Below are 12,022 nucleotides of genomic sequence, written 5' to 3' on the forward strand. Positions count from 1 at the left end.
AGCCGTCATCTGCGAGGCTTGGTTTTTGCGGCTCTGTTCGTAGGCCAAAGCTTGATCGCGCGCCTGCTGGCGGGCCGCCTGCTCGGCTGCCCGCCTCTGCGCTGCGATCTCTCGCTGAAAGTTGTTCGATCGCGAGCCAGATGCCATGCCGCCCTCGCCACGACTCGTAGTAGTCGCCACATTACCCAAAGAGGCGGAGGGCGTGAAGTTTGTCGATCTCCGGTTTCAGTCTCAACAGCCTTCCCTGGCCAGCCTTCAAGTCGCAGGACGTCGAGACAATTCACCCGGATCGCTTGTGCTCGACCAGTTCGGCCCGCTACCTCGGCATAGGTCTCACGTGCGCCTGAGTCACCAGCCTGGTGACCCGCCGTTGAGGCAGCCGGTCAGTAGGTCACGGAACCGCTCGCACGCGCCGTGAATTCAATGAACGGACCGACGTCGGCATACCAGGGGCGACCGCGGAGCGGTTCGCATGGTTGCAGCGTTCGGCCAACCTCCGAGCCGACCTGCGGGGGCGCTCACAGCGAGCGACGCATCGCGAGAACCGTTCCGTCGTTGTTTAGCTCAAGCTATAGTTGGTCCATGCCACACGACGCACCACGTCGTTGGTCGATCAGGACCACGTCTGACGTGCGTGCCTTGCTGCGTGCGTTACGGCAGGCGGAACCGGATGTCTTCCGATCAGTAAACGTCGCCATCGACATGCTCGCCGAGACCGGCCCAGCGCTCGGTCGTCCGATGGTCGACACGCTGCACGGGTCGACGATCGGCAACCTCAAGGAGCTACGGCCCCGCTGAGGCCGGGACGTCGCGATCAGAGTGTTGTTTGTCTTCGATCCGTGGTCGCAGGCCGTCCTGCTGGTGGCCGGGAACAAAGCCGGCGACTGGAGCCGGTGGTACAAGACGGCGATTCCGATCGCCGAAGGCGCCTACGAGACTTGGCTGGCCGAAGAGAGAAAGCGGAGGGAGAGCTCATGAGCGAGTTCCAGGATTGGGAAGACCTCCGTGCGGAGCTGCACGACGGGGACGAGGAAGCGTTTGCTGCGGAGCGGGCGCGGACCGAAGCCTGGATCAGCGCCTACCACCTCGCCGAAGAACGCAAGCGACTGGGCATGACACAACGACAGGTCGCCGAGCTGATGGGTGTCTCACCCGGGCGTGTCAGCCAGATCGAGAACGGCGACCTCGACGTCAACGAGGTCGCGACCCTAAGCCGATACGCGCGAGCCCTGGGCGCGCGAATGCGGATCATCTTCGACTACGGCAACGACCTTCGCCAGATCGCCTGAAGAACGCGTCCACTCAACCGCGATAGCCGTTCAGGTGCGGCAGCTAGCGCTGGGCACATTGATGGACGCTGCATGTTAGCTTCGGCGAGTGTGGGCGAGTTGCTGAACAGGCGGCGCCATGACCGGGCGGCCGAGGACACCACGCGGCAGCGGAGCCGGTGATGATGGAGAACCGGCAGGCCGTCACGGAGACGACGGCGGTGGGACACCGTTACTGCGACCCGGAAGCGTGGCCCAGGCGCATGACGCTCTCGCCGAGGTCGCCCGAGCAGGGCGGCCGCGCGAGGGTGGCGGTCAGGCCCGGGAACCTGGCGGCGAATCGTCAGCACCAGCGAACGCACCCAACTTCGCCGATGTCGAGATCGACTCCGGAAAGATCACTGCCTACGCCATGAACCCGGACCATCCGGTGGGTGGCAACAAATATCGCGTCATCAACAGCGCCACGGGTTTGGACACCGGTGACGCCGCGCGGATCGACCAGCAGATCCGCGACGGCGTACTCAACGGCACGCCGATCAAGGGCAAAGTTGACGAGTACGGTCAGCGTTGGGCGGTCGACGTGCCGCTGACTGGCCCCCGGGGCACTATCACTGTGCGCACGGCCTGGATACTCGATGTCGGATCTACTACACCACGATTGGTAACCATTTCATTCCCGTAGCGAGGGCAACATGGAGCTTTACGACACTGTGCGGCTACTTGTCGACCTACCTGAGGAAGGCCTGGCTGCTGGAGCGATCGGTGCGGTCGTACACGTTTTCGAGGAGCCGCACCGGGCCTACGAGGTGGAATTCACCGATGGAAGCGGCCGCACGATCGCCCAGGTTCCGTTGACGTCAGACCAAATTCGCCAGGTCGCCCCATCGGGCCGGTGAAGGTGCTCCATGGACCGTTGAGACGCCGGCCATGAGGTCACGGGATCGCTCGCACACGCCGGGAACGCAACGAACGAACCCACATCGGGGTGCCTGGGACGACGGCAGAGCGGTTCGCATGGTGCAACGTCCGGTCCACTCCACTTACCTGGGGACGACCCCCAGACCCACGGTGCGGTGGGGGCGCTGGGCGGTCCGCCGCCAGGCTATCGCTGGTCACGGTCTTATTGCGTACGAGTGAGCCGTGCACAGCTCGCGAGAACTGGCGCCCTGTCTTGAGGAAGCAATTCGGCCGGCGAAGTGGGCGACACGGTTGCGGACGTCTGGATCTCCTTGAAACGCCTGTGGAAAGCTATGCGGAGGGGAGTGACGAATCGGGGGCGTCGGCAGACAGCGGGCCTTGGTAGTAGGCCGCGCCCAACGTCAGTAGGACGCTGTCGTCACAAAGAGTGGATTCTGGGTCGGAAGCAACGCAACCCCTAAGACGTTCGACCAGCGATTCCCCGCCCCAGGATCGTGCGAACGCAAAGGCTCTGAGCCGCATCGATGCATCTCCCATAAACCTTGAACGAAGCTCGCTCTCTGCCGCGGCGAGCAGATCGCCGAGGAGCTCGAGTTCTGGGTCACCGGCAATATCGTTGTTCAGCAGTTCGATCGCCCGCGTGGCCAGCGCCGGGTCCTGGATGAAACTCGCCAGCGTCATCATGCCCAGCATGCTTCGGAACCTGGCCACCTCACGCTTGTGCTTCGGGGCGGCGACTCCGGGATGATTCGCGAGATAGGCTGCGATGGCGTCATTCCACTCCGCGCGATCGTCCGGTGAGTAAAAACTTCCGTCCGGCTTGGGGAGTCGGCAATTCGCCTCGCAGTAAGCGTAGATCCATGCCGGATGAATACCGGCGGACCGGAGCATGTTGGCCCATTCCTTGAGCGCTTCATCCGGATCAGGAAAGAGGGGTTCGTCGGGGAGAAGCGGCCTCCCTAGATCTTCTTCGACTTTGCGCATCTTCGCGGCCAGTGAATACGATGCTATCGGACCGAGGCGCACACGCATCGTCTCCTGGGTCATGACCCGTGGGATGGCCAGGTCGAATGCCATGCGGGAGAAGTCGGTTCCAGGCGCGCTATGCCATCGCTTGTCCTTCTCGTCGATCGTGTTGCCGAATGCCGGCAGAGCGAAGAGATGAGCGATGGTCGTGACGACGTCGAGCTCTCGCTCCGCGGCCAGCATGATCACATCCACGACGTCGACCAAGGAGGAAGCCTCATCGAGACCGAGCGCCCACGCGTGGGCGCGTTCAAAAATCTCCTCGGTGGGCTCGTCATCTGACGCCGCGGCGGCGGCGTACAGCGCGAGAAGCAACATGCCGGGCTCGGTCCGAACAGGAAGCCCGACTTGCTCCAATAGATAGACGCCGTCGGCAAGCAGGTCGGCGCAGGATTCAGTCGCCGTGTGCCGGACGCCGATGCCTGACAGGTAGGAGCCTGCCATGGCGAGTGTCTTCGCCGGCGGCGCTTCGAACTCTGCGGGGGCCGGTCCGCGGAGGAAGCGGGCCTCCGCAAGGCTACGCAGGCGTAGCGAGGCCGGCAAGGCGCGTCGATCGAGGCCCGCGTCCTCGAGCCGCGGCATGAGCAGGTGCCAGAGTTTCGGATTGTCAATCGGAATGGCTCGAGCCGAACTCAGGCTGGCCGCCAGCTCGACGAAGGCTTCGATGTCGCGTCGGTGTGTGCTGAGTAAGATGCGTCGAAGCCAGGCGGTGCGGGCGTTTCCGAACTGGAACGGGTCGTCGAACGTCTGCGGAAACGCGTCACCGAGCACGAGCAGGTCAAGAGGGTCGAGTTTGTCGTACCACTCGGGCTCGTCTTCCTCATGCTGGGCCCAGGCTACGGCGCCATAGCCGGCCGCGAAGGCGCTGGCAACACTGAGCCGTCCCTCCATGGATCGCCTCATCAGGCGGTTGAGGGCGGCTTGGCTTTCGCTCTCTTGGTCCTGGCTCGGCTTCGGGGCGATTCCGCGTTTGGCCTTCCCGTCCTTGCGTTTGCCGGATCGGCGTTGATCTCGGGATCGGCTGCCCTTACCCATCAGGTCGCCTCCACGGACGCGACATGTGCCGGCTCCCTGCCGGCTCGACTATGGTATTCATCCATGCGACTGTGGAGGCGTCGGGCAAGCGGGCTGACGGCTGACCGTGGACGGGCAGGGGGCGAGCGTTCGAGGTGACCGGCACGCCATCGGGTGGATCTGTCGATGACGAGAAGCGGGTCGGACCACCTGAACAACAACCGCGTCCCGTCCCCGTCCACAACACGATGGCAGGCGGCACTGTCCAGGGCTCGATTCTCCAGATTGGTCATCACGACGGCCCGATCGTGATGTCGCCGTCGCACGAAAGACGACTGGAGGACCCTGACGAGTGGCCCTTCGCCGACGAATGGCAGCCAATACCGGCCGGCGTCCGTCGCGCCCAACGTCTTGGAGACGATGGGATCCCGCCGTACGTGCCGCGTGATATCGATGGTGATCTTCGGGAGCGCCTTCGTGGCGTGGCAGACACTGGTGGATTCGTACTCCTGGTCGGACACTCCGCGGCAGGCAAGTCCAGGACCGCATTCGAGGCGGTCAGGGCAGCTCTGCCGGGACACCGCGTGGCGAGCCCCGAGAGCGGCGAAGAAGTCGCACCGTTTCTCGATGCTCTGATCCGTCGGCCGGTGTCATGTGTTCTTTGGCTGGACGATCTCGACCAATTCCTCGGACCTGAGGCATTCAGCAGCCGTGCTCTCGCGACCTGTTTGAGCGCGGGCGTCGTTGTCGTTGCGACGATGCGAACGCAGCGATTCCAGGTATTCCGAACCGGCGGGCCAGCAGCCGGACCCAACCCGGCGGCTGAACAGATCCGCCGAATCGGTGCGCGTGTCGTGGAACAGGCCGATCCTGTCGAGCTTCTGCGTCGGTGGACCGAAGGCGAACTTGAACGGGCTCGTCAGGTGAGCGACGAGAGGATCGCCGACGCGGCTTCGCACCATGGCCCTCACGGGGTGGCGGAATATCTGGTGGCGGGACCGATGATCTGGTCCGAGTGGCGGCAATCTATGGACGTGGACGGCCACCCTCGAGGCGGAGCTCTGGTGTCGGCCGGTGTCGCACTCGCACGAATAGGACTGCCAGGCCCCTACGCCGAGGCGTTGCTAGTCGAACTCCACGAAGCTTATCTGGAAGAGGCCGGTGGTCCGCTCCTCCGCCCGGAGTCGTTGACGGATGCGCTGGCTTGGGCCACGAAGGCCAGGCTCGGCGTAAGTAGCCCCCTCCTCCCCGCTGGTGACGCCCAGTGGGCGGTCTTTGACTACCTTGTTGACGAGACCGAACGCATGTCCAGGTCTATGCCCATTCCCGACGTCGTCTGGCGTCGGGCGGTGGAAGAGGCAGGCAGCGACGGCCTTCTTGAAATCGCGGCGAACGCGGCGGAGACCGGCGGCGCGTACCTGCTGACTCTCGCTGAGTCGATCTGGCGTCCGCTGGCTGAAGGCAAGACCTCAGGCCATGCGATCTTGGCCGCCTACAACTTGGGCGTCCTGTGCAGCGAGAGCGGTCGTCCGGAGGAAGCATCTCGGCTCTTCGAACAGGCTGCGGCGGGTGGCTCCCTCAACTCGGCCTGCAACCTGGGCGTTCTCGCGTTGACCGCAGGGGACAACGAAAAGGCGATTCGTTGGTTTCGCGTTGCGGCGGAAGGTGGACATCCGACGGCCTGTTTCAATCTGGCCTTTCAGCTCGAACTGGATGGCGAGCTGGTTGAGTCAGAGGCTTGGTATCGGCGCGGAGCGAAACTCGGGCATCATCCGGCCGCAACCAATCTCGGAAAATTGATGTCCGAGAGCGGCCGCGAAGATGAGGCCCAGTCGTGGTATTTGGTAGCGGCAGAAGCAGGAGACTATCGCGCCGCGTTCAACATCGGATATTTCCACCACAGCGCGGGGCGGTTTGACCAGGCACAGCATTGGTACGAGCAGGCGATAGAGCAGGGATCGGCCGACGCTGCGGTGAATTTGGGTGCCATATGCCTCGACATAGGTGACCCCGAACGTGCCGCGGCTCTATTCGAATTTGGCGCGGGCACCGGCCATCCGCTTGCGATGTACAACCTTGGGGGCTTGGCAGCTTCTCAAGGAGACGTCGAAGAGGCGATGCGATGGCTTCGCCGTGCGGCTGAGGCTGGCCACATCGAAGCCATCCACGCGTTGAGCCGGTTGCTCTATAACGCCGGCCAAGTCGAGGACGCCATGGGATGGCTGGAGCGTGCTTCGGCGCGGGACGATCTCGTGGCCATCGCTGCTCTCGGCGCTCATCTTCTGGAAACCGATCGAGAGCAGGAGGCTTTGCCGTACCTGATCAGGGCGGCCGAGGCAGGTCACATCGATTCCGCCTTCAACCTGGGTGCACTGAGTGCGAACAGCGGCGACCGGAGTCAGGCGAAGAAGTGGTATCGCCAGGCCGCGGACGCCGAGGACGCCCACGCCGCGGACATGCTTGCAATCATGGAGTTCGAGGACGGGAGAATAGCAACCGCCGCTTGGTGGAGCCGTCGCGCGCGCACTCTCGCGGGCAAGGCTCCTTCAGCTGCGTAGCGGTCATTTCAGAGCTTGATGCCACCGTTGATGGTGTGAGCCTGGATCACGTTGCCACTGACGTGAGCCCGTCCTGTTACAACATTATTCACTTGCGCGACGGAGCGGACCTCCGAGCACCAGGTCTGCAGCCAGGCGCGGTCAGTCTGATCTTCTTGAGCAAGCGTGAAGAGGATCGATGCAAGATGCTCTGCTGTGGCGTGATCACCGGCCGGACCCTCCAGCGCCGCAAGGGCATCCGCTGATTCAGGGTGTCGGACGAGTCGCGCCGTGACAAACGTCTTCAGCGAAGCCCAGGCGGCCTTCCCCGCTTCGCCTGCCGTGCTGTTGACCAGTGCGGTGAGGGCTGCTGCGAGCGTGGCGGTGGTGAGGGGCTCCACTTGACCTCCATCTACCGTTGGGCTGAAGCCGTCATGATAGCGAAGTCTCGCTAATCGCCCGTATTCACTCCATGCCTCGAAGGTGCCGAGTCGCCTGCGGTATGCCTCCATTCCGCAAGGTTCTGTTTGTCCAGCCGACCACGAAACGCAGGCGACTACGAACGCCAGGATCAATGGCCCAACGACGCCTACGACCACATCCGGGAAAATGCCGACGCCGACGTCATCGCGAGCCATCTGCGAGAGGTCACACGGCTCGACGGCTCAACAGGGTTCTCGGCCGAGGAGATCGGCCGGATCCGCGATCACATCTTTCTTCGAGGAACATCCTCTCACCGACTACGACGGCGGAGTCGTACACCGCCGCTACGACGCCAGTCCCGACATGGCCGAGGCCTGGCTGCGGCTACGTTCCGGACAAGCCAGACCCGAGGACGTCGCCTTGCTGGAGCGTGAGTCCGCGGAGGCTCGCTACTACAACACCCATCCTGGCGCCACGTATGAACAGGCCCACGCCGCCGCGAACGAGGTTTCCAACTGGCAAAATCAGATCCCTGCCCCGACCTACGAGGACTACTCGAAACCCTGGAGGCAAACATGGGCATGATGGTCGTCGGGCGGAAGATCACCGAGACCGCGGACGAGGTCCGGTACGAATTCGGACTGGATCGCCAGTTCGACAGGACGCTGAGAATCGACAAGCACACCTGGCAGATCGCCGCCGAAGACGGCCGATTCGACTCCGCGGCCGGCGCGGTGGCAGCGAAGATCAAACGGGCGTGGCAGGCGGAAGGCGAGTTTCCACCCGGCGTCGTCTTCGCCAGTTGAAGGTCTCATTTCGCGTCCCCTGCACGCTTTCGTCGAGTCATGCGCATCGGCAGCGCGGCACCGGAAACGAAGGTCGAGCGGTTCGCATGGTGCAACGTCCCCCACGATGATCTTCGTGCAAATCGGCGACGAGGCGTCCGCATGGCGATCACACTTGTCGTATGCCTATAGTCATGGGCATGGCTGAGCATCTGATGGGGGCCGGTGAGATCCGCGAGCGCCTGGGGCGGCCCAGCCGCCAGCGCGTCTACCAGATCACCACCGACCCAAGCTTTCCGAAACCCTACGACGAGCTGCAGATGGGCAAGGTCTGGCGTATCAAAGACGTCGATGCCTGGATCACGCGCATGCAGGACGAACGGGAGAACATCCGAATGCGTCGGGGTGCGCGGCGCATCGACGAGACGCACGAGGCGGTTGCCGAGGGAGGGTAGGTCGCGACGTCCCGACCGACCGCCATACAGGCGTATGGTGATTCTATGGCGGTGAAGAAGGTAACGGTGACGCTCCCGGAGGAACTGGTCGAGGCCCTCGGTTCGGCGGCGCGCGAGGACGGGGTCCCACTGTCGCGGCTCGTGGCGAGCGCGGCGGAGAGTGAGCTTCGGCGGCGGGTAGGACGAAAAGTCGTGTCCGACTGGCAAGCCGAGCATGGCGCGTTCACGCTCGAAGAACTCGCGGCAGCACGGGCCGAGATGGCGGCGGCGGACGCGGAAGCTTTTGACGTCTCCGGCCCGGCGGCAGCGTGAGTATCCCGTACGTCTATGACGCCGGCGTGTTGCTGGCGGTCGACGGTAACGACCGGCGTATGTGGGTGATCCATCACCTGGCGATCGAAGAGGGGCGCCGTCTGCTCGTCCCCGCCGTCGTCGTGGCCCAAGCCTGGCGTGATGCCCGCCGTCAGGTGCAGTTGGGCAGGTTTCTACACAGCTGTGAGATCCTCCCGATCGGTATGGAGACGGCGAAGGCGGCCGGGGTTCTGTGCGGCAAGGCCGGCACCCGTGATGTCGTCGACGCCGTAGTGGTCACGGCGGCGCTGGCGTACGGCGCGATCGTGTTCACCAGCGATCCGGGCGACATCACTCACCTGGGGGCTGCGGCGGAGGTCAAGCCGGGGTTGGTCGTACGCCGGGTGTGATCTACCCGCGCGGGGGGCGCTCGACGGCCGGTTAGCCCTTGTCGCCGCTGCAACCGGCGCGCGAGCTGGTCAAACGTACGGCCAACGGACTGCCGAAAACGACGATGCGGCGGTTCGCATGGTGCAACGTCCGGTCCACGATACTTGCCTGGGAGCGACCCCAGACCCCACGTTACGGTGGGCTCGCCGGGTGGTCCGCTCACGGCCGGTCGCCGGTCGCGCTCAACGCAGCTGCTAATGCCGCAATCAACTCGACCACAGGCTGGCGATGGGGACGGCGAGGATGCGCTCGGCCATCCTAAAGATCCGCGGGCCGCTGTGCATGAGAAGCCCGATGGCCGGCCTCGCACCGAGTCGCTCGTGCAGCCATTCCAAGTGGCGGACATCCTCTCTGGAAGGCGCTGCCGTCGCCTTGACTTCGATCGCGATGATCTGGCCGTCTCGTGCCTCGATCAGGAGGTCGATCCCACGACGGCCGTTGGCGTCGCGAAGGTGATACATGTCGGCGCCGACGACGCATTCGGCCCGGAGTTGCGCAACCACGAGAGTGTCGAGGATGCGACCCAGTAGATCGCCGGGTCAGGTCTACGTGCCGGAACCGCGAGCGGCCGGACCGGGGCCCCGCACCGGCCGGCAACCGCAGGCAGCGGCCGATCGGTGTTCCGGCCGCTGCCTGCGGCTCAGTTATGGCCCGTAGGGTGGCCCCGTGGTGAATCGACGAGCTGCCGTGAACCGCCGTCCGCGCCCGGGACCACCGCGAGAGCCGAAGATACCCGCCGAGCTTCGGCCGGCCGGCGACGTGCAGCGCGAACTCGAACACGAGCAGACGGTCGAGGCCGTCGCTTACGGCGACGTCGACCTTGCCGGCGCGCCGGCTGAGGGCGTCGTCTTCGACCGGTGCGCCTTCCGGAGGACCGGCTTCGCCGGCGCGCACCTGCCGAGCGTTCGCTTCATCGATTGCGTGGTGGAGACCGCCGACCTGTCGAACATGCGGGCCGAGAAGGCAAGGCTCGAGCGAGTGACGCTGTCGGGCTGCCGGGCGACCGGACTGGCCTGCAACGACGGACGGCTCAGTGATGTCGCCTTCGTCGATGGCAAGCTCGATCTGACGAACTGGCGGTTCGCCCGATTCGACGCAGTGACCTTCGACGGCTGCAATCTGGCCGGCGCTGATTTCACCGAGGCTGACCTGCGTGGCGCAAGCTTCACCCGATGTGATCTGTCGGGCACGCAGTTCCACAAGGCCACGATGGCCGGTACCCGGTTCCGGCGCTGTGAGCTGCAAGGGGTCGGCGGCATCACCAGTTGGCAGGGAGCGGTGGTACATCCCGATGACCTTCTCGAGTTGTCGTACATCCTCGCCGGGGCGCTCGGGATCGTGGTGGAGCGCGCTGACCAGTAGCGCGACCACCCCAGGGCGGAAAGCCGCTTTGAGGCCATCCGCCTGGAATGCTGACGCTCAGCAATAGCCTCGACACAACGGCCGGCATGTTTCTATGGTTCTTCGCATGAAGGTCACCAGCCTCAGTCCCCAACCACGGTCCTACGCCCAGGGCACTCTCGTTACCGAGGCAAGCCGGACACTTTTCATCAGTGGGCAGGTTCCTGAAACTGTCGATGGCGGGGTTCCCGACGACTTCGATTCCCAATGTCGCCTCGCATGGCAGAACGTGCTGGCGGTCCTGGACGATGCGGGCATGGCCGTACATGACCTGGCCAAGGTGACGATTTTCCTATCGGATAGGCAATACCGAGAGGCAAACGCGAAGATCCGGCACGAGGCCTTGGTGGCCATAGTCCGGCTCTCACCGTCATCATTACCGGCATTTACGACGAGGCGTGGCTGCTGGAAATCGAGGCAATCGCTGTCGCATGAAGTCCGATCCGGCGACCGCGGAGCCTCCGGTCGCGGCCGGACTGGCGAAGCTGAGCGGGCCGTTGCGAGCGGTGGCCGACTTCCTTCGCCTGGATCCTGATCTCCTGGACACGGCGGCAGCAGCGAGCCGGCCCTTGATCGAGAAGGAGCCCTCCGCCGACGTGTTGCGTCGCAGCGCCGTATGCCCGGCTACCCGGGCACTAAGCTTCGTCAAGTCGTAGTCGGCTTTTCGGATTTTTCGAATAGCGGTAGGCTGACTTCATGTCGAGCACACTGCGTGAACGGACCGTTCTGCCGCCTGAAGACCCCGCCGATCTCGTGCGCTTCGCGCGGGGTCTGGCCGACGCTGAGGCCCCCGCCCGAGCGAAGCTGGTGGGCCCGGACGGTTCGCAGCTCGACATCCCGGCCGAACTCTACGAGCTGCTACGTGACGTCGTCGGTGCCCTGTCCCAGGGCATGGCCATCTCGATCGCCCCGCACAACACGATGCTGACCACCCAGGAAGCGGCCGATCTGCTCAACATCTCGCGCCCTACTCTGGTCCGCCTGCTCACCGACGGTGAGATCCCGCACAGCCTGCGCGGCCGGCATCGACGGGTCCTGCTGCGCGACATCCTCGACTACTCCGAACGCACCCGCACCGAACGCCGCCGCGCCCTCGACCAGATGGCCGCGGAAGCCGAGGACGACGACCTGTACGAGATCACCCTCGACTCCCGGCGAAGCCATCGTCACCTTCAACCTTCGCGATTTCCCGGAGCAGGCCCTTAAGCCTTATGACATCGCGGCAATCCACCCCGACGATTTCCTCCTCGACCAACTCGATCTCTACCCCGGGGCTTGACCATGGCTGTGCTCCCTCACCAGGCCGCCTCCTACCGGCGAGTGCCGAACACCCTGCCGGAGGTCCTTGTCCTTCTGCAACGCACCGGCGTGCCGCGATTTGCAGCTGAGGTACGACGCCATCTCGGCCCTCTGACCTGGTAGGGCGGCCGTCCGAGAAGGCGGACGGCGGG

16 protein-coding genes are annotated in these 12,022 nt (G+C 64.5%); 13 read left to right on the forward strand and 3 right to left on the reverse strand.

What is annotated here, in order from left to right:
• Positions 1 to 582: 582 nt before the first annotated feature.
• The 5 genes from ODJ79_RS47380 to ODJ79_RS44100 all read left to right on the forward strand — a co-directional run bounded on the left by ODJ79_RS47380 (position 583) and on the right by ODJ79_RS44100 (position 2,167).
• Positions 583 to 798: a hypothetical protein gene (locus tag ODJ79_RS47380; protein WP_411267439.1), complete on the forward strand. Its 216-nt coding sequence runs from the start codon at positions 583 to 585 to the stop codon at positions 796 to 798.
• A 21-nt stretch (positions 799 to 819) separates the two neighbouring features.
• The gene (locus ODJ79_RS47385) at positions 820 to 978 is read left to right on the forward strand and encodes a type II toxin-antitoxin system RelE/ParE family toxin (RefSeq protein WP_411267440.1); all 159 of its coding nucleotides are present in this window, start codon (positions 820 to 822) and stop codon (positions 976 to 978) included.
• The gene (locus ODJ79_RS44090) at positions 975 to 1,289 is read left to right on the forward strand and encodes a helix-turn-helix domain-containing protein (RefSeq protein WP_263029714.1); all 315 of its coding nucleotides are present in this window, start codon (positions 975 to 977) and stop codon (positions 1,287 to 1,289) included. The genes ODJ79_RS47385 and ODJ79_RS44090 overlap by 4 nt, the downstream gene beginning before the upstream one ends.
• A 229-nt stretch (positions 1,290 to 1,518) precedes the next feature.
• Positions 1,519 to 1,953, forward strand: coding sequence for a DUF6883 domain-containing protein (locus tag ODJ79_RS44095; RefSeq protein ID WP_263029715.1), 435 nt, complete (start codon positions 1,519 to 1,521; stop codon positions 1,951 to 1,953).
• Between the two features lie 10 nt (positions 1,954 to 1,963).
• Positions 1,964 to 2,167: a DUF4926 domain-containing protein gene (locus tag ODJ79_RS44100; RefSeq protein WP_263029716.1), complete on the forward strand. Its 204-nt coding sequence runs from the start codon at positions 1,964 to 1,966 to the stop codon at positions 2,165 to 2,167.
• A 352-nt stretch (positions 2,168 to 2,519) separates the two neighbouring features.
• Here the strand turns inward: ODJ79_RS44100 and ODJ79_RS44105 are convergent, their stop codons facing one another.
• On the reverse strand, positions 2,520 to 4,250 hold the full coding sequence (locus tag ODJ79_RS44105; RefSeq protein ID WP_263029717.1) for a hypothetical protein: 1,731 nt from the start codon (positions 4,248 to 4,250) through the stop codon (positions 2,520 to 2,522).
• Between the two features lie 134 nt (positions 4,251 to 4,384).
• Here ODJ79_RS44105 and ODJ79_RS44110 point away from each other — a divergent pair, with 134 nt between their 5' ends.
• Positions 4,385 to 6,787: a tetratricopeptide repeat protein gene (locus ODJ79_RS44110; RefSeq protein ID WP_263029718.1), complete on the forward strand. Its 2,403-nt coding sequence runs from the start codon at positions 4,385 to 4,387 to the stop codon at positions 6,785 to 6,787.
• 8 nt (positions 6,788 to 6,795) lie between these two features.
• Here ODJ79_RS44110 and ODJ79_RS44115 read toward each other — a convergent pair whose 3' ends face one another.
• Positions 6,796 to 7,167: a hypothetical protein gene (locus tag ODJ79_RS44115; protein WP_263029719.1), complete on the reverse strand. Its 372-nt coding sequence runs from the start codon at positions 7,165 to 7,167 to the stop codon at positions 6,796 to 6,798.
• A 597-nt stretch (positions 7,168 to 7,764) separates the two neighbouring features.
• On the opposite strand from ODJ79_RS44115, the gene ODJ79_RS44120 reads away from it, so the two are divergent.
• From ODJ79_RS44120 to ODJ79_RS44135, 4 genes are all read left to right on the forward strand, one after another.
• Positions 7,765 to 7,995, forward strand: coding sequence for a hypothetical protein (locus tag ODJ79_RS44120; protein ID WP_263029720.1), 231 nt, complete (start codon positions 7,765 to 7,767; stop codon positions 7,993 to 7,995).
• 179 nt (positions 7,996 to 8,174) lie between these two features.
• Complete coding sequence (locus tag ODJ79_RS44125; protein WP_317620755.1) at positions 8,175 to 8,429, forward strand: DNA-binding protein; 255 nt, start codon at positions 8,175 to 8,177, stop codon at positions 8,427 to 8,429.
• 45 nt (positions 8,430 to 8,474) lie between these two features.
• Entirely contained in the window at positions 8,475 to 8,741 is a 267-nt protein-coding gene (locus tag ODJ79_RS44130; RefSeq protein ID WP_067497482.1) for a ribbon-helix-helix domain-containing protein, read from the forward strand.
• Positions 8,738 to 9,130: a type II toxin-antitoxin system VapC family toxin gene (locus ODJ79_RS44135; protein ID WP_263029722.1), complete on the forward strand. Its 393-nt coding sequence runs from the start codon at positions 8,738 to 8,740 to the stop codon at positions 9,128 to 9,130. The genes ODJ79_RS44130 and ODJ79_RS44135 overlap by 4 nt, the downstream gene beginning before the upstream one ends.
• 246 nt (positions 9,131 to 9,376) lie before the next feature.
• Here the strand turns inward: ODJ79_RS44135 and ODJ79_RS44140 are convergent, their stop codons facing one another.
• Positions 9,377 to 9,697, reverse strand: coding sequence for a DUF4143 domain-containing protein (locus ODJ79_RS44140; RefSeq protein ID WP_317620757.1), 321 nt, complete (start codon positions 9,695 to 9,697; stop codon positions 9,377 to 9,379).
• 139 nt (positions 9,698 to 9,836) lie between these two features.
• Here ODJ79_RS44140 and ODJ79_RS44145 point away from each other — a divergent pair, with 139 nt between their 5' ends.
• The 3 genes from ODJ79_RS44145 (at position 9,837) to ODJ79_RS44155 (ending at position 11,777) form a co-directional block, all read left to right on the forward strand.
• Positions 9,837 to 10,532, forward strand: coding sequence for a pentapeptide repeat-containing protein (locus ODJ79_RS44145; RefSeq protein WP_263029723.1), 696 nt, complete (start codon positions 9,837 to 9,839; stop codon positions 10,530 to 10,532).
• A 106-nt stretch (positions 10,533 to 10,638) separates the two neighbouring features.
• Positions 10,639 to 11,106, forward strand: coding sequence for a RidA family protein (locus ODJ79_RS44150; protein ID WP_263029724.1), 468 nt, complete (start codon positions 10,639 to 10,641; stop codon positions 11,104 to 11,106).
• Positions 11,107 to 11,267: 161 nt separating this feature from the next.
• Entirely contained in the window at positions 11,268 to 11,777 is a 510-nt protein-coding gene (locus ODJ79_RS44155; protein WP_263029725.1) for a helix-turn-helix domain-containing protein, read from the forward strand.
• Positions 11,778 to 12,022: the final 245 nt, after the last annotated feature.

Source organism: Actinoplanes sp. KI2 (assembly GCF_025630775.1).
GTDB lineage: Bacteria > Actinomycetota > Actinomycetes > Mycobacteriales > Micromonosporaceae > Actinoplanes.

Coding starts and splice junctions, on each gene's coding strand:
- ODJ79_RS47380 (WP_411267439.1), top strand. CDS start 583: ATGCCACACGACGCACCACGTCGTTGGTCGATCAGGACCACGTCTGAC.
- ODJ79_RS44090 (WP_263029714.1), top strand. CDS start 975: ATGAGCGAGTTCCAGGATTGGGAAGACCTCCGTGCGGAGCTGCACGAC.
- ODJ79_RS44100 (WP_263029716.1), top strand. CDS start 1,964: ATGGAGCTTTACGACACTGTGCGGCTACTTGTCGACCTACCTGAGGAA.
- ODJ79_RS44105 (WP_263029717.1), bottom strand. CDS start 4,250: ATGGGTAAGGGCAGCCGATCCCGAGATCAACGCCGATCCGGCAAACGC.
- ODJ79_RS44120 (WP_263029720.1), top strand. CDS start 7,765: ATGGGCATGATGGTCGTCGGGCGGAAGATCACCGAGACCGCGGACGAG.
- ODJ79_RS44125 (WP_317620755.1), top strand. CDS start 8,175: ATGGCTGAGCATCTGATGGGGGCCGGTGAGATCCGCGAGCGCCTGGGG.
- ODJ79_RS44130 (WP_067497482.1), top strand. CDS start 8,475: ATGGCGGTGAAGAAGGTAACGGTGACGCTCCCGGAGGAACTGGTCGAG.
- ODJ79_RS44150 (WP_263029724.1), top strand. CDS start 10,639: ATGAAGGTCACCAGCCTCAGTCCCCAACCACGGTCCTACGCCCAGGGC.
- ODJ79_RS44155 (WP_263029725.1), top strand. CDS start 11,268: ATGTCGAGCACACTGCGTGAACGGACCGTTCTGCCGCCTGAAGACCCC.